Here is an 18,839-nt window from a genome sequence, read left to right as displayed (position 1 = left end):
CTCATCCCACACACTCAGCACCTACCTTTCACCCAGGAGATTCCCATGAAGGCGTGGATCACCCGCACCGGTGCTGGACTGGCAGCAGGCGCACTGCTGGCAGTCTCCGCTGCCACACCAGCTCAAGCACTGACCAAGAGCGGCACCCAAACCTGCGATGCCGGCGGCGGGCACGTCGGCTTGCGCGCGGAGCAGCAGCTTCTCGGCCACACCATGCACTTCAACGTCGGCGGAAAAACCCACAAGGTATCCCAGCGTTATTCGTACGGATTCAACTCCGGACTGCGCATGACGCAGAACTGGACGGCCAGTTCTGCGTCCCTTCTGCTTTCCGGCACCAACGGCTACTGCTACTACCCCTACTGAAGGCTCCATGCGGCGTTACCAATGGACCGCCATAGCGCTGGCAGGAGCGCTCAGCATCACGGCGTGCGCTGGCTCTGGGAGTCCCCCCGCCCAATCCGACGCCCCGACCCAGGCAGGGCCCGAGTCCTCCTGGGACCCCGCGAGTTGGGTCCCTACCGAGAAGATCGAGCCACGGATGACGGACGAGGCGGAGCGAGAGCAGTGGTACCAGGAGAAGATCGCCGCTGATGCCCGCGCCCTCGGCCTCGACGACGTCCCCAACGTCGATCGTCGCGGCTGGGCGACGTCCACGGCAGAACACGAGAAGTGGGTCGCCGACTGCATGACGGACCGCGGCGTCCCGACCACCTGGAACGGTCCAGCCCGCGGCGGTATCCAGTACGACACTCCGCCGGAGTCACAGAAACAGGCCGTGGCACTGGTCGAGTGGACATGCTCGGCGATGTACCCGATCGATCCCACTCTCCTACAGGACTGGACGGACGCACAGCTGCGCCTCGTCTACGACTACTGGGAGCAGTACGAGATCCCGTGCCTCGAGGCCCGTGGCTTCACCGTGGACACCTCCACACGTCCCTCGAAGGAGTCCTTCGTGGCGAAGTTCCACACCCAGGAACGGCACCGGTGGTGGCCCGTGCAGGACACCCTGGTCGGCCTCGACGACGCCCGCTACGCAGACGTCATCGAAGCCTGCCCCGAGTTCCCCGCGGACGCCGTCCTCTATGGATATGACGGATGAACCGCACCAAGATCCTTCGCTGGGCCGCTGGCATTCTCGTCCTCGCCCTCGTGGGCATCGCGGCCTTCTGGGCCGGTCGGACCACGCTGGCTCCGGCGGACAGCACAGTGCAGCGGCCGTCCAGTGACAGCACCGTCACGGTCGAGGAGCATGAGCTCGGACGCGAGATCACCGTAGGCACGGCAGTCAAGCGAGAACAGACGCCCGCTGCCACCAATCTGCTGGACGGGGTGGTCACCCAGGCCTCAACCTCCGGCGAGTTCGCCGCAGGCGACGTGCTCTACGCGGTCGCTCAACGCCCCGTCGTCCTCGTCACAGGCACCATGCCCATGTGGCGCCCCCTCACTGAAGGTGCCGCCGGGGACGACGTCACGGCGTTCCAGGAGATGCTCGCGGCAGATCAGCGCGGCCTCAAGGTCTCCGGAACCTGGGACGCGGCCACCGCACAGGCCTGGAAGGCCTGGTTGGCCGACCGGGGATATCCGGAAGCGGACACGGTCGAACTGGGTCAGCTCGTCATGGTGGAGGAGTCGCCCATCTCACTGGCGATCGACACGCAGTCCGGCTCCGTGGGCACACAGCTCACCGGCGGGGAGACGGTCGTCTCCATGCCAAGCAGCGATCCCGCGTTCGTGATCGAAGCATCGTCCCCGGAGCAGGCCGCCCTGATCCCCGCAGGAACCCTCGTGACCGTCCCCTACGGTGAGCACACCTGGAAGGCCATCGCCGGTGAGGCGTCCCAAGCAGACGACGGCCCCGTCGAGATCCCGCTGACCTCCCCCGACGGCGGGGTCGTCTGCGCCGACCGATGCGCCGACCTGCCGGCGGAAAAGAGCACCAGTCTCCTGTCCCAGGTGAGCGTGGTCCCGCCCCAGTCCGGCCCCGTGGTCCCCGTCTCCGCCCTGCGTGCACAACCGGACGGACGCACCGTGGTGACCGTCGTCGAGGACGGCGTCGACGAGGAACGAGAGGTCACCGTGAAGACCTCCGCCGATGGACTGGCCGTGGTTGAGGGCGTCGAGACAGGCGAACGGGTCCGAGTTCTGAACGAGGCACCATGAGCGCCCCGTCAGCGGGTGTGTCCGTCGAGGACCTGCGCTTCGCCTACCGGCGCGGGGCCGAGGAGATCTTCGACGGTCTCACCTACTCCTTCACTCCCGGTGCGGTCACGGCCCTGACCGGGCCGTCCGGCAGAGGGAAGTCGACGCTGCTCTACGTGCTCGCACTGATGCTGACGCCGACCACCGGCAGAGTGCGACTGGGAGAGACCGACGCCTCGTCCCTTCCCGATCGGGACAGGTCAGGGCTCCGGGCCGGCACGATCGGCTTCGTGTTCCAGGACTCCGAACTGGATCCGTCACGCTCGATCGTCGACTCCGTCATGGAGCCGGGGCTCTACGCCGGCCTGGAGAAGGGAGCATCGGAGGACCGGGCCCGGAGCCTGCTGGCCAGGTTCGGGCTCGAGCACCGGGCCGACCACCGGCCGGGTGAGATCTCCGGTGGGCAGGCACAGCGCGTGGCCGTGTGCCGTGCCCTGGTCAATGAGCCTGCCGTCATCCTTGCCGACGAGCCCACCGGGAATCTCGATCCGGACAACGCCGCACTCGTGCTGGACGCCTTGGCCGAGGCTGCAGCCGAGGGGCGGACGGTGATCGTCGCCACCCACGACCCCCAGGTGGTGTCCCGCGCCGACGAGGTGGTGAGGCTGTGAGGATCGCCGTCCTGCTGCGAGAGTCCCTGGCGTCTGCCCGCAGCGCCCTCGTCCCCTCCCTCCTGGTCCTGCTCGTCGTCGGTGCCATGTGCCTGGCCTGCGTGCTGACCGTCGGCCGTCAGGCCGCCACGGAACAAGCCATCGCCGAGGAGCTGTCCGGACCCGCGGCCCGCGTGCTGACCCTGACCGACAACGGCTCCTCCGCTCTGACAGACGCCACGGTCCAGACGCTCACCGGCCTGGACACCGCCGCCAGTGTCATCGCCCAGCAGATCCCCGTGGACACCGTCAACGGCGCCCTCGGTGAGGGCAGCACACCCATCCCCCTCAGCGGCGTCACGGGCACCGTGAACACCAGCATCAAGCTGACACGGGGACGCATGCCCGCCGTGGGAGAAGTCGTGTTGCCCGAGGCGAAGCAGGCAGAGTTCGGCTTCGCCGAGCCGTCCGGCTTCCTGGAGGCATCCGACGGACGGCAGTGGGCCGTCGTCGGGGCCTTCACAGCTGAGGAGCCGTTCAGCGACCTCACCGACTATGCGCTGGCGGCTCCCACCGGTGCTGATCACGTCTCGTTCCAGACCGTCCGCGTCCTGGCAGCAGACGTGTCCAGCGTGAGAGCCATGCAGACGGCCGTGCTGGCCGTGGTCGACCCCGCCGAGAACGACGTCCGCGTCCAGACGGCGAGCGCGCTCTCTGAACAGAACAGGGCCGTCACCGGCCAGCTGGCCGGGCTGGGACGCTCCCTGCTGGTGCTGATCCTCGGCGCGGGCGCGTTCTTCGTGGCCATCGTCGTGCTCTCGGACGTGCTCATCCGCCGCCGGGACCTGGGACGGCGCCGTACCCTCGGCATCACCCGTGCGGACCTCGTCGGCCTGGTCGCAGCCCGGACGGGTGTGCCCGCTGCGCTGGGTGCCGTCCTCGGCTCGGGCACCGGTTATGCGGTCCTCACCGTCCAGGGCAACAGCCTTGGGGTGGACTTCGTGGGCGCCGTCGCCGTCCTCGCTGCCCTGACCGCGGTGGCGGCGAGCCTGCCCCCGGCGACTTTCGCCGCCTTCCGGGACCCGGTCAGGGTCATGCGCACCGCGTGAGGGCCGAGACCCCTGGAGCGAGGCTCAGGCCTGGGGGACGCGCTCGCCGTGGCCGGCGTCGCGCAAGGCGGCACGGATCTTCTCCGCGGCCTCGTCCAGGTCCGCCTGGTCCGGGTTCTGGTCCTTCCGGTCCAGGTCGAAGTCCCGCAGCGAGTTCGAGGGCCACACGTGCACGTGCAGGTGCGGGACCTCATAGCCAGCCACCATCAGGCCGGCGCGAGCGGCCCCGAAGGCCTCCACCTGCGCCTTGCCGATGGTGTGGGCCACGCCCATCACATGCGCCACAGTCTCCGGGTCTGCGTCCGTCCAGCGATCGACCTCGTCGACGGGGACCACGAGGACGTGTCCGGGCTGCAGCGGCGCGACGTCCAGGAAGGCGACGCAGGTCTCGTCCCTCCACACGAAGCGGCCGGGGATCTCTCCGTTGATGATGCGGGTGAAGATCGTGGCGGACATGAGGTGTCTCCTTCGACGTCGTCGGGTGTCTCGATCTGTGCGGTCGTGCTCCGGGGCCGGCGCGCTCCGTCCGGTCCGTCAGCGGCTCCGAGGTGCGAGGCTGCCGACAGCAGAGCCGTCAGGTGCGGAGCCGGCAGGTGCGGAGCCGGCAGGTGCGGAGCCGGCAGGCTCCGGGCCGGTGGCCACGGGTCGGTTCGGGTCGTTGCACCAAGCAGACCACGAGCCGGGGAACAGCGCCACCCCGTGCAGGCCGGCGGCCGCCATGGCCATCACCTGGTGCGCGGCCGTCACCCCGGACCCGCAGTACACGGCCACCGGGGCGTCTTCGTCCACCCCGGCGGTGACGGCGGCGAAGCGCTCGGCGAGGTCCTTCCGCGGACGGAGGCGGCCGTCGTCACCCAGGTTGCCGCTGGTCGGCAGGTTCACGGCGCGGGGGATGTGGCCGGCCACCGGGTCCAGCGGCTCGGTCTCGCCGCGGTACCGCTCCGGCGCGCGGGCGTCCAGCAGCAGGCCCGCCTCGGCGATCGCCTCGGCGCCGTCCGCATCCACCACCGGCATGCGGCCCCAGGAGGCGCAGGCGGAGCCGGGGGCCGGGATGACCTCGCCGGCCTGCAGGGCCAGGCCCGCGTCCCGCCAGGCGGCCAGGCCGCCGTCCAGCACCAGGCAGGAGCGGATGCCGGCATGGCGCAGCAGCCACCACGCGCGGGCGGCGGAGGTGCCGCCGCAGTCGTCGTAGACCACCACGGTGTCGCCGTCGTCCACACCCCAGCGCTGCACGGTCTCGGCGAAGTCGGCCGGCGTCGGCAGTGGGTGGCGGCCGTCCTGCGGGCTGCCGTGGCCGGCCAGGTCCCCGTCCATGGAGACGTACACGGCCCCGGGGAGGTGGCCGCGCAGGTAGGCGGCGTGGTCCGCACCCCCGGCCGCAACGGACCAGCGCACGTCCAGCAGCACGACGCCCCGGCCACCCTGCGGGCCGTCCCCGGAGGCGAAGGCGGGAGAGGCCGCACGCGCTGGCGGGGTGCCGTCCGGGAGCTCGTGGCCCAGCCAGGCCGCCAACGTCTCCACGCTTACGAGCAGGGGCGGGCCCGCCGGGTCTGCGGGGGCGGCCGACTCGATGACGGTGTGCGATCTGCTCTGGCTGTCCACGGCTCCCACTCTAGTCCCGGCCTCCGGTCCACGGCAGGGCCTGTGCACAACCCCGGCAGCTTCGGATTGCTAGGCTGACAGGCAGGGATCGGCGCCGTCCACCTGTTGTGTCCGGCACAGCGGCCGGTCCCCCAATGCACCGATGTGAGCCTGTAGGAGGCAGACACCGTGACCACCCCCGGCCCCCAGGGCACCGCGCCCCGCGGACGCACCACCCGTCAGAAGGTGGCCGTGGACCGCGCCCTGGGGGAACTCGACGACTTCGTCTCGGCCCAGGAGCTGCACCAGCACCTCAAGGACTCCGGGGACCGCGTCTCCTTGGCCACCGTGTACCGCACCCTCCAGCAGCAGCTGGACGAGGGCCGCGTGGACGTGCTGCGCCGTGAGGACGGTGAGTCCGTCTACCGCCGTTGCGTCGCCGACGAGCACCACCATCACCTGGTCTGCCGCCGCTGCTGGAAGACCGTGGAGATCACCGCCCCGGACGTGGAGGAGTGGGCACAGCGGGTCGCCCAGGACCACGGGTACACCGAGCCGTCCCACACCCTGGAGGTCACCGGTCTCTGCGCGGAGTGCTCCGCCTCCTGACGGTGCGTCGGCTGAAGGTGCTTCGGTTGTAGGGGCTTCGGCTGTAGGGGCTTCGGCTGAAGGTGCTTCGGCCCGCCTTCCCACTGCAGAGCGGGGTGCAACCCTGGCGCGTACTGGTGAGGACACACCGTCTCGCACGTACTGGTGAGGACACACCGTCTCGCACGTACTGGTGAGGACACACCGTCTCAGGCCCTTCCCCGGCGGACGATGAGGGCGTGTCCTCACCAGTTGGCGACGACGGACGGGACCAGTTCGCGACGACGGACGGGGTGCCCGGCGTTCAGTCCGGCGTTCACTCCTACGGGCCGTTCACTCCCGCGGGCGTTCAGTCCTGCGGGCGTTCAGACTCCACCGGCTCGTCCCAGAACGCACCCTGCGGGGCGTGGAGCGTGCCGATGCCGTAGACGGCCTCCAAGTTGGTGCGGGTCAAGACCTCCCGGGGCGGGCCGGAGGCCACCACGCGGCCGTTCATCAACACCACGTGCTCGGCAGCGAAGGCCTCGTCCAGGTCATGGGTGGTGAACACCACGGACACGCCGCGGGTGGGCTCCTCATGGATCAGCTCGTCGATGGTCTGGGCGGAGACCAAGTCCAGGCCGGTGAGCGGCTCGTCCAGCATGAGCACGTCGTGCTCCTGGGCCAGGCCCTGAGCCACGTAGACGCGCTGGCGCTGGCCGCCGGAGAGCTCGGAGAGGTGGCGGTGGGCCAGGTCCGTGATCTTCATCCGCTCCATGGCCTCGTCCACGCGACGGCGGTCCTGACGCGTCAGGCGGCCGAACCAGCCGGTGCCAGCGTAGGTACCCATGGTGACCACGTCCTGCACTGTGAGCGGGGTTCCCTGTGGCACCTGCACGGACTGCATCACGAAGGACACCTTCCGCGCATGCTCCTCGGCGGACTGGCCGTGCACGGTGACGGTGCCCTGAGTCGGCTTGAGCACCCCGGCCAGGGCCTGCAGCAGGGTGGACTTGCCGGAGCCGTTGGGACCGATCACGGCCACCACTCCCCCGGCCGGAAGCGAGAAGTCCGAGGCGCGCACGGCCAGATGCTCGCCGTGGCGCAGCTCCACACCGTGGCCGCAGGCCAGCTCATCGGCGGGTCCGGGCAGGCGGTGGGCGCCGCCGGTCGGGTGCGTGTGGGCGTGCGCGGCGCTCATGCGGTGGGCTCCTTCACGGTCGGTTCGACGGCGGGCGTCAGCACTGCGTCCCCGGCCACGCGGCGTTCGGCGCGGCGTCCGGCACGGCGGCCCCGGCCGCGGCCGCGGCGCAGCACGGCCTGCACGGTCAGCACCACGAAGAACAGGACGATCGGCACCAGGGCCATGGTGGCCGAGGCCGCGGTGTTCCGGTGGAAGGACAGGATCAGGCCGAGGGTGACGGAGAAGGCGCCCAGGACCATGGCGGTGAACATCATCGCCGGGACGGTGCGGGTGACCAGGGCGGCGGTGGCCGGGGGCCCGACCAGCAGGCCGAACACCAGCACGGTGCCCACGGCCTGGAACGAGCCGATCACGGCCGCGCCGATCATCACGAGCAGCAGCACGTGGGTCAGCTGTGGGCGCATGCCCAGGGACCGGGCCTTGGACTCGGAGAAGCTCAGGGTCAGCAGCGGGCGGTAGAGCAGCAGGGCCAGCAGCACCACGGCCGCGGCGATGCCGCCCTGGATCCACAGGTGCTCGACGCTCACACCCAGGGCGTCTCCGAACAGGATGGACGTCAGAGACCCGGTGTAGGAGTCGGACATCGAGATGATGACCACGCCGAGCGCCATCATGCCCACGAACAGCAGGCCGATGGCCGTGTCCTCCTTGAGCGTGGTGGCCCGGTGCACCAGAGAGATGCCGGAGAGCATCACCAGAGCGGCCACGGCCGCACCGACGTAGACGTTGCCGCCGAGCAGCACGGCGGTCGCGATGCCGGGCATCACGCCGTGCACGAAGGCGTCGCCGAAGAAGCTCATGCCGCGCAGCACCAGCCAGGTGCCCACCACGGAGCACATGACGGCCGCGATCAGCCCTCCCATCAGGGCCCGTTGCTGGAAGCCGAGCTCAAAGGGCGCGGTCAGCCATTCCATGTGCGGTCTCCTCTCCGGAGGGTGGATGCGGTCCCGGCCGGGGCCTGTGCCCTCGCGCGGGTCACTCGCCGAGCTCGTCGGCCAGCTTCTGGGCGTTGTAGACCATGGCCTTCTCGTAGGTGTCGGCCTCCGAGCCATGCGGACCGATGCCGCCCTCGTAGAGCTCGACCACCGGGATGCCGTCGCTGTCCTGGGACAGGGAGGTCACCTCGGCCATCGGAGTGCCCACCGAGGTCAGCAGCGCCGAGGCGCCGTTGTCGCGCAGGATCTCGGTCAGCTCGGCCAGGGCCTGCGAGGAGGGCTTGCCGTCGGTGGAGCCGCCGGGGACGACCACGCCGGTGACCACGAAGTCGTAGGCCTCGGCGAAGTAGCCGTAGGCATCGTGGTCCGTCATGAGGGTCCGCTTGTCCTCCGGGATCCTCGCGAGGATCTCGCGGACCTTCTCGTCGGTCTTCACCAGCTCGTCGTGGACCTGGGCTCCGCATTCGGCGTACTTCTCATCCCCGGTCTTCTCCTTCAGGGTCTGGCCCATGAAGGTCGCGGCCTTCGCCATGCGGGCGGCGTCCAGCCAGAAGTGCGGGTCCTCCGAGCCGTGGTCGTGCCCGTCGTGGTCGCCGTGGTCGTCGTGGTCGTGGCCGGAGCCGGCGCCGAAGGGGATCGGGTCGACCTCCGGGGCCACCTCCACGACCTCGGCGCCGTCGGCCTCCGCGTTGCGCAGGGCCGAGCCCATGCCGCCCTCCAGGCCCAGGCCGTTGGTGAACACCAGGCCGGACCGGGCCATCTCGGCCACCTGCTGGGAGGAGGCGGCGAAGTCGTGCGGGTCGTCGCCCGGCCCCATCACGGACAGGCCCTGGGCGCCGTTGCACTGCGCGATCTGGTCCAGCACGGAGCCCAGCTGGGTGGTGGTCGCCACCGCCACGGTCTCCCTCTCGCCGCTGTCCTCGGCGCCCGGGCCCGGCTCATCGGAGCCGCCGCAGGCGGTCAGCGCCAGAGCGGAGGCGGACAGCAGGGCCGTGAGGGCCAGGAATGGACGGGCGGAGGACACAGACATGCGTGCAGGCCTTTCCGTGACGGGGGTCCGGCGCGCCGAACACGACCGGAGGGAATGAAAATCGTTCGCAACGATAGCACTGCGGGCAGGGGTCCCGCGTCCGCGGAGGCGGCACCGCCGCCCGGACGTGAGGGATCTCCCACAGCCGTCTGCGGCGGACGGCCGGCGAGGGCACGACGACGGCCGCTCGCCGTCGTCAGGCGACGCGGCCGCCGTCGGGGGGTCACCCTCAGGAGGGGTGCACCCGGCGGGTGGACTGGGTGGCGTCATGGATCTCGCCGACGAGCTCCTCGAGGACGTCCTCGAGGAAGAGGACGCCGACGGTCACGCCGTCCTCGTCGATCACGCGGGCCAGGTGCGAACCGGTGCGCTGCATCAGAGCCAGCGCGTCCTCGACCTCGTCCGCGGCGCGGACGTTGGCCAGCGAGCGGACCTTCGTCACCGGCACCGGCAGCTGATGGCCGCTCGGCGGGACGGTGAGCACGTCCTTGAGGTGGAGGTAGCCGGAGAGGCCGCCGTCGCCGTCGTCCACCGCGAAGCGCGAGTAGCCGATGCGGCCGACGTTCCATTCGAAGCGCTCCGGGGAGATGCCCTCCGGGACGGTGACGACCTTGTCGATCGGCACCATGACGTCCCCGGCGGTGTTGTCCGAGAACTCGAGCGCCGAGTGCAGCACGCCGGACTCGTCCTCCAGGGTGCCGGACTTCGTGGACTCGGCCACGATCGACTGGACCTCTTCGAGGGTGTAGCTGGAGGCCACCTCGTCCTTCGGCTCCACGCCCAGGGCATGCAGTGCGAGGTTGGCGGTGCGGTTGAGGATCCAGATGATCGGCATCAGCAGCTTGGACAGCCACACCAGCGGGGTGGCCAGCAGCATGACCGCCCTGTCCGCGAAGGACACTGCGGCGTTCTTCGGGACCATCTCACCGAGGGTCACGTGCAGGAAGGTCACGATCAGCAGCGCCAGGACGAACGCGGTGACATCCGCGACGCCCGTCGGCAGCCCGAGTGCCTCCATCGGCACGACCATCAGGTGGTGCAGCGCCGGCTCGGACACGTTCAAGATCAGCAGGGAGCACACGGTGATGCCGAGCTGGCAGACCGCGAGCATCTGGGAGACGTGCTCCATGGCGAACAGGGCGACCTTCGCCTGGCGCGAGCCGGCGTCGGCCTTCGGCTCGATCTGCGAGCGGCGGGCGCCCATGACGGCGAACTCGCCGCCCACGAAGAAGGCGTTGGCCGCCAGCAGGAGAACGAGCCAGATCAGGCCCATCACGTCGTCGCTCATGCGGTCGCCTCCCCGTCACGGGCGGGCGCGGGCTCGAACCGGACGCGCTCGATACGGCGACCCTCCATGCGCTCCACCGAGATGGACCCGCCGTCGATCTCGACCACGTCGCCCACCTGGGCGATGCGGCCGAGGCGGGCCATGATGAAGCCGCCGATGGTCTCATACGCACCGTCCTCCGGCACCTCGAGGGCGGCGATCTGAGCGTGCGCCTCGTCCGGGCGCAGATCCGCCGGGAAGTACCAGCGGCCGGAGGCGGTCTGGAGCACGCCCGGGGTGACACGGTCGTGCTCGTCTGCGACCTCGCCGACGATCTCCTCGACGACGTCCTCGAGGGTGACCATGCCGGCGGTGCCGCCGTACTCGTCCAGGACCACGGCCACCTGCAGCGGCGCCTCCCGCAGCTCGGTGAGCAGCTGGTCCAGGTGCACGGTCTCCGGAACCTGGATGACGTCGGTCATCACCGAGCCCGCGGTGAGGCCCTCGCGGCGCTCCAGCGGGATCGCCACGGCCTTCTTCACGTGCAGCACGCCGCGGATGTCGTCCGAGGAATCGCCGATCACCGGGAAGCGGGAGTAGCCCGTGGAGCGGGCCAGGTCCAGCACGGCGGTGATGGAGTCGTCCGCGCCGATCGTCTCCATGCGGATGCGCGGGGTCATCACGTCGGCCGCGGTGCGGTCAGCGAAGCGCAGCGTGCGGTCCAGGAAGGTCGCGGTGCGCTCGTCCAGGGTGCCCATCTGCGCCGAGCGGCGCACCAGGGAGGACAGCTCCTCGGGGCTGCGGGCGCCGGAGATCTCCTCCTTGGCCTCCAGGCCCATGCGGTGCAGGACCTTGTTAGAGAAGCCGTTCAGCACGACGATCGCCGGCTTGAACACGGCGGTGAACATCAGCTGCGGGCGGGCCATCAGCCGGCCCAGGCGCATCGGCTCGGCGATGGCCAGGTTCTTCGGGATCAGCTCGCCGATCAGCATGGACAGCAGGGTCGCGATCACCATGGCGATGACGAGCGACGTGGTCCGGACGGCGGCCTCGGGGACACCGAGCTGGGCGAGCGGGTCGTCGATCAGGGCGCCGATGGCCGGGTCCATGACGTAGCCGGTGAGCAGGGTCGTCAGCGTGATGCCCAGCTGGCACGCCGAGAGCTGGGTGGACAGGGACTTGAGGCAGCGCAGCAGCGGTTCGGCCCCCTTGTCCCCGTCGTCCACCATGCGCTGGACGGTGGGGACGTCGATGGCGATCATCGAGAACTCGACGGCCACGAAGAATCCGGTGCCGAGGATCAGGAGCATGCCGAGGGCCAGGAGGATCCACTCCATCGTCAGCATCCCCCGCTCTCGGGGACGCCGGACGTCATGGCGATGCGCGGTGCGTCAGATGCGCTGGGACTGGAAGGCTCCGATCCGGCCGCGTCGGCGACGCCGACATGGCGGGTGGGCGCAACAGAACAGTGTTGGTCCATAGTGCCCATGAGTATACGGCCCGAAGAGCACCTCATTTTCCGCGCGCCGCGCGTGTGCGCGCACGGGACGCGGGCGCACGAACGTGGCACGAGCGGTCCCCTCCGGTCCCGGCAGCGCCGCAGGTCACCAGGACGCGGAGACCGGACGGCCCTCCTCGTAGCCGGCGGCCGACTGCACGCCCACCACGGCGCGCTCGCGGAACTCCGCGAGGGTGGTGGCGCCGGCGTAGGTGAGGCTGGAGCGCACGCCCGAGGTGATGGAGTCCAGCAGGTCCTCCACGGAGGGACGGGCGGGGTCGATGTACATGCGGGAGGAGGAGATGCCCTCCTCGAACATGGCCTTGCGGGCCTGGCTGAACGCGTCGTCGTGCCGGGTGCGGTGCTGCACGGCACGCGCCGAGGCCATGCCGAAGCTCTCCTTGTAGCGGCGGCCGTCCGGCCCCACCACCACGTCGCCCGGCGACTCCAGCGTTCCGGCGAACCAGGAGCCGACCATCACCTGGCTCGCTCCGGCGGCCAGGGCCAGCGCCACGTCCCGCGGGTGCTTCACGCCGCCGTCCGCCCACACGTGGGCGCCGCGCTCCCGGGCCGCCGCGGCGCACTCGAGCACGGCCGAGAACTGGGGGCGCCCGACCGCCGTCATCATCCGGGTGGTGCACATCGCCCCCGGTCCCACGCCGACCTTGACGATGTCCGCTCCGGCGGAGACCAGGTCCCGCACTCCGTCCGCCGTCACCACGTTGCCGGCCACCACGGGCACGCCGTCCACCTCGGAGCGGACCGTGTCCAGGGCCTGCAGCATGGTCGCCTGGTGTCCGTGCGCGGTGTCCACCACGAGCACGTCCACGCCCGCGTCCACGAGGTCACGGGCCTTCTGCCGGACCGGACCGTTGATGCCCACGGCGGCGCCGACGCGGAGGGTGCCCCGGCCGTCCAGGGCGGGGACGAACACGGTCGACCGGACGGCCCCGCGGTCGGTGAGGACGCCCACGAGGCGTCCGTGGCCGTCGTCGTCCCCCTGCTCCACGACCGGGGCGAGCCGCACGCGGGCCTCGGCCATGCGGTCGAAGGCGGACCGCGCCGAGGAGGCGATCTGCTCCGGGGTGCCGGAGGGCACCTCGTCGGCGGTGAGCACCAGGACGGGCGGGGCCATGACGGAGCCGACCGCGGCCCACCGGTCCTTGCCCTCGCAGTCCGCGCGGGAGAGCAGGCCGAGGAGGCGGCCGTCGTCGTCCACCACGCAGACGGCGTCGTGGTTCCGGCGGTCGAAGAGGTGGATCGCATCCAGCAGCGGCGCCTTCGGGCCCACCGTGAGCGGGGTGTCCAGCACCGGGTGGGCCGCCTTCACGCGGGCCGTCACCTCGGAGATCACCTCCACGTCCACGTCCTGCGGCAGGATGCCCAGGCCGCCGCGGCGGGCCATGGTCTCCACCATCCGGCGGCCCGTCACGGCGGTCATGTTCGAGGCGACGAGGGGGATGGTGGTGCCGGTGCCGTCGTCGGGGGAGATGTCCACGTCCATGCGGGACGTCACCGAGGAGCGGGAGGGCACCAGGAAGACGTCCGAGTAGGTGAGGTCCGAGGTCGGCGGGGTCAGAAATCGCATGGAGCCAGTGTCCCAGATCACCCACGCCGGCGAGGCCCGCCCCGCGTGCGGGCAGAGGCGGCTGTCAGATGGTCAGAACGCGCCCGGAGAACACTATGATGGACAGAAGGCGATTCACCTGTCCCGCCGGCCGTGCGCGCGCGAAACGGCGCGTGCCCGGCAGGCGGCACCGGCAGGAGTGAGATCGCGGCCGCATGGCCGACCCCGCGGGGCCGACCGTGGACACGGTCGGCGCCTCCCGGCGCCGCTCCGTGCACCGCTGACCAAGCATCATCAGAGAAGAGGCGTTACACAGTGCCAGAGCTCACGACCGACCGACTCGCCGAAGAGTTCCCGGGCAACGAGAGGCTCGTCGCCGAGATCTACCGGAAGTACCAGTCGGATCCGACGTCCGTGGACTCCCAGTGGGCCCAGATCTTCGCACGGCTCGAGGCCACCCAGCCCGCCGCCGCGGAGAAGGAGGCGAAGCCGGCAGAGAAGAAGGCCGAGAAGCCCGCCGCGAAGAAGGAGGCCTCCCCCGCAGAGGACCCGGGCAAGAAGGCCCCGGAGAAGTCCTCCTCCGCAGCGGCCACGCCCGCCGCGAAGAAGTCGGCCTCCGGCGTGAAGAAGTCCTCCTCCACCTCCAAGGCCGTGCCGTCCGAGCCGACCGCGTCCGAGAAGTCCGCTGAGGAGAAGCAGGAGAAGGCCACCGTCCTCAAGGGCATGGCCAAGGCCGTCGCCTCCAACATGGACGCCTCCCTGTCCATGCCGACCGCCACCACCGTCCGCGACCTGCCGGCCAAGCTGCTGATCGACAACCGCGTGGTCATCAACAGCCACCTGGCCCGTTCCCGCGGCGGCAAGGTCTCCTTCACCCACCTCATCGGCTATGCCGTGGTCAAGGCCCTCGGGCAGATGCCGTCCATGAACGTCACCTACGAAGAGCGGGACGGCAAGCCCACCATGGTGGAGCCGCCCCACGTGAACTTCGGCATCGCCATCGACCTGCCGAAGCCGGATGGCACCCGCTCCCTCGTGGTGCCTAACATCAAGGCCGCCGAGACCATGAACTTCCTCGAGTTCTGGAACGCCTACGACGACCTGGTGAAGCGCGGCCGCGCCAACAAGCTCACCATGGACGACTACGCCGGCACCACGGTCTCCCTGACCAACCCGGGCGGCATCGGCACCGTGCACTCCGTGCCGCGCCTGTCCAAGGGTCAGGCCGCCATCATCGGCGTCGGCGCCCTCACCTACCCCGCCGCCTTCCAGGGCGCCTCGGAGTCCACCCTCAACGACCTGGCCGTCTCCAAGACGATCACCCTGACCTCGACCTACGACCACCGTGTCATCCAGGGCGCCGGGTCGGGCGAGTTCCTCAAGATCGTCCACGGCCTGCTGCTCGGCGAGCAGGACTTCTACGACGACCTCTTCGAAGACCTGCGCATCCCCTACGAGCCCGTCCGCTGGGCCCAGGACATGCAGGTCAACCCGGAGGAGCAGGTGGGCAAGGTCGCCCGCGTGCAGCAGCTCATCCACGCCTACCGCGACCGCGGCCACCTCATGGCGGACGTGGACCCGCTCGAGTACACGATGCGCTCCCACCCGGACCTCGACGTCCTCGAGCACGGCCTGACCCTGTGGGACCTGGACCGCGAGTGGCCCACCGGCGGCTTCGGCGGCAAGTCCGTCCTGTCCCTGCGCAACATCCTCGGCGTGCTGCGCGACGCCTACTGCCGCACCATCGGCGTGGAGTACATGCACATCCAGGACCCGTCCGAGCGCGCCTGGTTCCAGGACAAGCTGGAGCGCCCGTACGCCAAGCCCACGCGTGAGGAGCAGCTGCGCATCCTCGGCCGCCTCAACGCCGCCGAGGCGTTCGAGACCTTCCTGCAGACGAAGTACATCGGCCAGAAGCGCTTCTCCCTCGAGGGCGGCGAGTCCCTGATCCCGCTGCTGGACGGCGTGCTCTCCGAGGCAGCCGACTCCGGCCTGGACGAGGTCACCATCGGCATGGCCCACCGTGGCCGCCTCAACGTGCTGACCAACATCGCCGGCAAGACCTACGCCCAGGTCTTCCGCGAGTTCGAGGGCGCCACCCCGGGCGGCGCCTCCGGCTCCGGCGACGTGAAGTACCACATGGGCACCGAGGGCACCTTCGTGTCCGACGCCGGCAACCGCACCAAGGTGTACCTGGCCGCGAACCCGTCCCACCTGGAGGCCGTGAACCCGGTCCTGGAGGGTGTGGCCCGCGCGAAGCAGGACCGCCTCAACCGCGGCTCCGAGAGCCCGGACTCCTTCTCCGTGCTCCCGATCCTGGTGCACGGCGACGCCGCGTTCGCCGGCCAGGGCGTGGTGGGCGAGACCCTCGGCCTGTCCCAGCTGCGCGGCTACCGGACCGGCGGCACCGTGCACGTGATCGTGAACAACCAGGTGGGCTTCACCACCCCGCCGTCCCAGGCCCGCTCCTCGGTGTACGCCACGGACGTGGCCAAGACGATCCAGGCGCCGATCTTCCACGTGAACGGTGACGAGCCGGAGTCCGTGGTCCACGTGGCCCGCCTGGCGTTCGAGTACCGCCAGCGGTTCCACAAGGACGTGGTCATCGACCTCATCTGCTACCGCCGCCGCGGTCACAACGAGGGCGACGACCCGTCGATGACGCAGCCGCGCATGTACAACCTGATCGAGAAGAAGCGCTCGACCCGCAAGCTGTACGTGGAGTCCCTGGTGGGCCGCGGCGACATCACCCAGGAGGAGGCCGACTCGGCGCTGAAGGACTACCAGCAGCGCCTGGAGCAGGCCTTCGCCGAGACCCACGCCGTGCACACCGGCGCCATCCCGGTGGTCGGCACGGGCATCGAGCCGGCCGGTGAGAAGGACCGGCTGCCGCAGGCCCCGGAGGGCACCGCGATCTCCGCGGAGCTGCTGCGCGAGATCGGCGAGGCCCACCTGGCCACCCCGGAGGGGTTCACCGTCCACCCGAAGCTCACCTCCCTGCTGGAGAAGCGCGCCAAGATGGCCGTGGACGGCGGCATCGACTGGGGCTTCGCCGAGCTGGCCGCCTTCGGCTCGCTGCTGAAGGAGGGCGTGTCCGTGCGCCTGGCAGGCCAGGACTCGCAGCGCGGCACCTTCACCCAGCGCCACTCGGTCTTCCATGACCGCGCCACCGACGACGAGTGGACCCCGCTCAAGGACCTCGCCAGCGGCGGTGCCAAGTTCTGGGTCTACAACTCGCTGCTGTCCGAGTACGCCGCCCTCGGCTTCGAGTACGGCTACTCCGTGGAGCGCTCCGACGCGCTCGTGCTCTGGGAGGCCCAGTTCGGCGACTTCGTCAACGGCGCCCAGACGATCATCGACGAGTTCATCTCCTCCGCCGAGCAGAAGTGGTCCCAGACCTCGTCGATCGTGCTGCTGTTGCCGCACGGCTACGAGGGCCAGGGCCCGGACCACTCCTCCGCCCGCATCGAGCGCTTCCTGCAGATGTGCGCGGAGGACAACATGCGCGTGGTGAACCCGTCCACCGGTGCGAACCACTTCCACGTGCTGCGGGAGCAGGCATACGCCCGCCCGCGCAAGCCGCTGATCGTGTTCAGCCCGAAGCAGCTGCTGCGCCTGAAGGCCGCCGCCTGCTCCGTGGAGGACTTCACCGAGGGCGGCTTCCAGCCGGTCATCCCGGACACGTCCGTGAAGGCGGAGGACGTCCGGCGTGTCGTCCTGGTCTCCGGCCGCCTGTACTACGACCTCGTCGCGCGTCGCGCGAAGGAGGGCGACGAGTCCACGGCGATCGTGCGCGTCGAGCAGCTGTACCCGCTGCCGGCCGAGGAGATCAAGGAGCAGCTCGCCCAGTACCCGGACGCCGAGGTCGTCTGGGCGCAAGACGAGCCGGCCAACCAGGGTCCGTGGCCGTTCATGGCCCTGAACCTGGTGCCTCAGCTGGACCGCGAGGTCACCCTCGCCTCCCGCCCGGCGCTGGCCGCGACCTCCGCCGGCACCAAGGGCCGCCACGACGAGGAGGCCGAGGTCCTGCAGAAGGCCGTCTTCGGCCTCTGACCCGCTCCATGTGAGTGCCGCGGTCCGGCTCCGTTCCCACGGGGCCGGGCCGCGGCACAGCCGGACAGACACCCGTACACCGCTTCAGAACGAGAAGGAGTCCCCCAGTGGACACTCGCCAGATCCGCATCGCCGCCGTCGGCGACCAGCTCCTGGCCGGCGCCGGCGACCCCCGTGCGATCGGCTGGTGGGGACGCGTCCTGGCCCGCACCAGCGCCCCGGACGTGAGCCTGGAGAACTATGTGCTGGCCGTGCCGCACGAGACCACCGAGCAGCTCAACGAACGCTGGTGGACCGAGACCTCGCGCCGCTTCGACGACACCACCGAGAACCGTCTCGTGGTGGCCCTGTCCGACGCTGACCTGGACTTGGACGCCTCGTCCACGGCCCGGTCCCGCCTGAACCTGGCCAACATCCTGGACTCGGCGGCGCAGAAGGACATCCGCACCCTCGTGGTGGGTCCGACCCCGTCCCTGGACGAGGAGCGCAACCAGCGCCTGGCCGAGCTGAACGTCGCCTACGCGGACGTCGCGGACCGCCGTCACTCGGTCTACGTGGACACCTTCACCCCGCTGGTGTCCCACGAGCAGTGGCGCTCGGACCTGGCCGCCGGCCAGGGCCGTCCAGGCCAGGCCGGCCACGGCCTGATCGCCTGGCTGGTGCTGCACCGCGGCTGGTACCAGTGGCTCGGCGTCCCGGAGCCGACCGCCTGATCCTGTCCCTTCGGCTGGCCCCGGCCGGAGCATCACGACGACGGCCGCCCCCTTCACGGGGTGTGTGACGTCCCGACAGCCCGCACCGTGACAGGTGCACGTTCCTCCCGACCGGCGACCCCGCCGTGGTGTGGAAGAATGGTGAAGTTCGCAACTGAGAAGGAGGTGCGCAGATGAGCAAGCGTGCCCGCAAGCGCCGCGACCGCCGCAAGTCCGGCGCGAACCACGGCAAGCGTCCCAACGCCTGAAGCCAGGCGCCGGGGTGACCGCTGAGGTTCCCACAGACGACGAGGGCCCTCACCCGGAAACGGGTGAGGGCCCTCGTTCCGTGTGGAGGGGTCCTGGGCACGGGCCGGGCGAACGGGTCCGGGCCGCGGGTCGGGCCGGGCCGCCCGGACGGTGCTGTCGGCCCTGCTCCCGGTGCCGACTGGTGAAGACACGCCCTCTTCCCTGGCCGACACGGGTTCCGTGAGGGTGAGTCCTCGCCAGGAGTCGGGCAGGGAAGAGGGCGTGTCTTCAC

General features: G+C 70.5%; 17 protein-coding genes. 9 read left to right on the top strand and 8 right to left on the bottom strand.

Annotation, left to right across the window (positions count from 1 at the left end; translation table 11 throughout):
• Positions 1 to 45 precede the first annotated feature (45 nt).
• The 5 genes from FM125_RS11685 to FM125_RS02040 all read left to right on the top strand — a co-directional run bounded on the left by FM125_RS11685 (position 46) and on the right by FM125_RS02040 (position 3,904).
• Entirely contained in the window at positions 46 to 366 is a 321-nt protein-coding gene (locus FM125_RS11685; RefSeq protein WP_143745190.1) for a hypothetical protein, read from the top strand.
• 175 nt (positions 367 to 541) lie between these two features.
• On the top strand, positions 542 to 1,105 hold the full coding sequence (locus FM125_RS02055; RefSeq protein WP_245829724.1) for a hypothetical protein: 564 nt from the start codon (positions 542 to 544) through the stop codon (positions 1,103 to 1,105).
• Positions 1,102 to 2,166 (top strand): permuted SH3 domain-containing protein, encoded by a 1,065-nt coding sequence (locus FM125_RS02050; protein ID WP_087133498.1) that lies wholly within the window; start codon positions 1,102 to 1,104, stop codon positions 2,164 to 2,166. Before FM125_RS02055 ends, FM125_RS02050 begins: the two co-directional genes overlap by 4 nt.
• Entirely contained in the window at positions 2,163 to 2,816 is a 654-nt protein-coding gene (locus tag FM125_RS02045) for an ABC transporter ATP-binding protein (protein WP_087133497.1), read from the top strand. The genes FM125_RS02050 and FM125_RS02045 overlap by 4 nt, the downstream gene beginning before the upstream one ends.
• Positions 2,813 to 3,904: an FtsX-like permease family protein gene (locus FM125_RS02040; RefSeq protein ID WP_087133496.1), complete on the top strand. Its 1,092-nt coding sequence runs from the start codon at positions 2,813 to 2,815 to the stop codon at positions 3,902 to 3,904. The genes FM125_RS02045 and FM125_RS02040 overlap by 4 nt, the downstream gene beginning before the upstream one ends.
• Positions 3,905 to 3,928: 24 nt before the next feature.
• On the opposite strand, the gene FM125_RS02035 is transcribed toward FM125_RS02040, so the two are convergent.
• Both FM125_RS02035 and FM125_RS02030 read right to left on the bottom strand, forming a co-directional pair.
• Entirely contained in the window at positions 3,929 to 4,360 is a 432-nt protein-coding gene (locus tag FM125_RS02035; RefSeq protein WP_087133495.1) for an HIT family protein, read from the bottom strand.
• 78 nt (positions 4,361 to 4,438) lie between these two features.
• Positions 4,439 to 5,506 (bottom strand): sulfurtransferase, encoded by a 1,068-nt coding sequence (locus FM125_RS02030; protein WP_425435772.1) that lies wholly within the window; start codon positions 5,504 to 5,506, stop codon positions 4,439 to 4,441.
• Positions 5,507 to 5,674: 168 nt separating this feature from the next.
• On the opposite strand from FM125_RS02030, the gene FM125_RS02025 reads away from it, so the two are divergent.
• Positions 5,675 to 6,094 carry a Fur family transcriptional regulator gene (locus FM125_RS02025; RefSeq protein WP_087133493.1) on the top strand — a complete coding sequence of 140 codons (420 nt, stop codon included), beginning with the start codon at positions 5,675 to 5,677 and terminating at the stop codon, positions 6,092 to 6,094.
• 328 nt (positions 6,095 to 6,422) lie between these two features.
• On the opposite strand, the gene FM125_RS02020 is transcribed toward FM125_RS02025, so the two are convergent.
• The 6 genes from FM125_RS02020 to guaB1 form a co-directional block, all read right to left on the bottom strand.
• Positions 6,423 to 7,253, bottom strand: a complete 831-nt coding sequence (locus FM125_RS02020; protein WP_087133492.1) for a metal ABC transporter ATP-binding protein — start codon at positions 7,251 to 7,253, stop codon at positions 6,423 to 6,425.
• A complete protein-coding gene (locus FM125_RS02015) occupies positions 7,250 to 8,170 on the bottom strand; it encodes a metal ABC transporter permease (protein ID WP_087133491.1) in 921 nt (306 codons plus the stop codon). Before FM125_RS02015 ends, FM125_RS02020 begins: the two co-directional genes overlap by 4 nt.
• A gap of 61 nt (positions 8,171 to 8,231) precedes the next feature.
• The gene (locus FM125_RS02010; RefSeq protein WP_087133490.1) at positions 8,232 to 9,221 is read right to left on the bottom strand and encodes a metal ABC transporter substrate-binding protein; all 990 of its coding nucleotides are present in this window, start codon (positions 9,219 to 9,221) and stop codon (positions 8,232 to 8,234) included.
• Positions 9,222 to 9,450: 229 nt separating this feature from the next.
• On the bottom strand, positions 9,451 to 10,509 hold the full coding sequence (locus tag FM125_RS02005) for a hemolysin family protein (protein ID WP_087133489.1): 1,059 nt from the start codon (positions 10,507 to 10,509) through the stop codon (positions 9,451 to 9,453).
• Complete coding sequence (locus tag FM125_RS02000) at positions 10,506 to 11,825, bottom strand: hemolysin family protein (protein WP_067189222.1); 1,320 nt, start codon at positions 11,823 to 11,825, stop codon at positions 10,506 to 10,508. Before FM125_RS02000 ends, FM125_RS02005 begins: the two co-directional genes overlap by 4 nt.
• Before the next feature lie 267 nt (positions 11,826 to 12,092).
• Positions 12,093 to 13,574 (bottom strand): GMP reductase, encoded by a 1,482-nt coding sequence (guaB1, locus tag FM125_RS01995; RefSeq protein ID WP_087133488.1) that lies wholly within the window; start codon positions 13,572 to 13,574, stop codon positions 12,093 to 12,095.
• 294 nt (positions 13,575 to 13,868) lie between these two features.
• Here guaB1 and FM125_RS01990 point away from each other — a divergent pair, with 294 nt between their 5' ends.
• The 3 genes from FM125_RS01990 (at position 13,869) to FM125_RS12445 (ending at position 18,567) form a co-directional block, all read left to right on the top strand.
• Complete coding sequence (locus FM125_RS01990) at positions 13,869 to 17,606, top strand: multifunctional oxoglutarate decarboxylase/oxoglutarate dehydrogenase thiamine pyrophosphate-binding subunit/dihydrolipoyllysine-residue succinyltransferase subunit (protein ID WP_087133487.1); 3,738 nt, start codon at positions 13,869 to 13,871, stop codon at positions 17,604 to 17,606.
• A gap of 107 nt (positions 17,607 to 17,713) precedes the next feature.
• Positions 17,714 to 18,319, top strand: coding sequence for a GDSL-type esterase/lipase family protein (locus tag FM125_RS01985; protein ID WP_087133486.1), 606 nt, complete (start codon positions 17,714 to 17,716; stop codon positions 18,317 to 18,319).
• Positions 18,320 to 18,492: 173 nt separating this feature from the next.
• Positions 18,493 to 18,567: a 50S ribosomal protein bL37 gene (locus FM125_RS12445; protein WP_102213400.1), complete on the top strand. Its 75-nt coding sequence runs from the start codon at positions 18,493 to 18,495 to the stop codon at positions 18,565 to 18,567.
• Positions 18,568 to 18,839: the final 272 nt, after the last annotated feature.

Source organism: Micrococcus lylae, from assembly GCF_900163825.1.
Lineage (GTDB): Bacteria > Actinomycetota > Actinomycetes > Actinomycetales > Micrococcaceae > Micrococcus > Micrococcus lylae.
The sequence above is the reverse complement of the archived record's forward strand: the minus strand, read 5'-3'. Positions and strand labels throughout refer to the sequence as shown.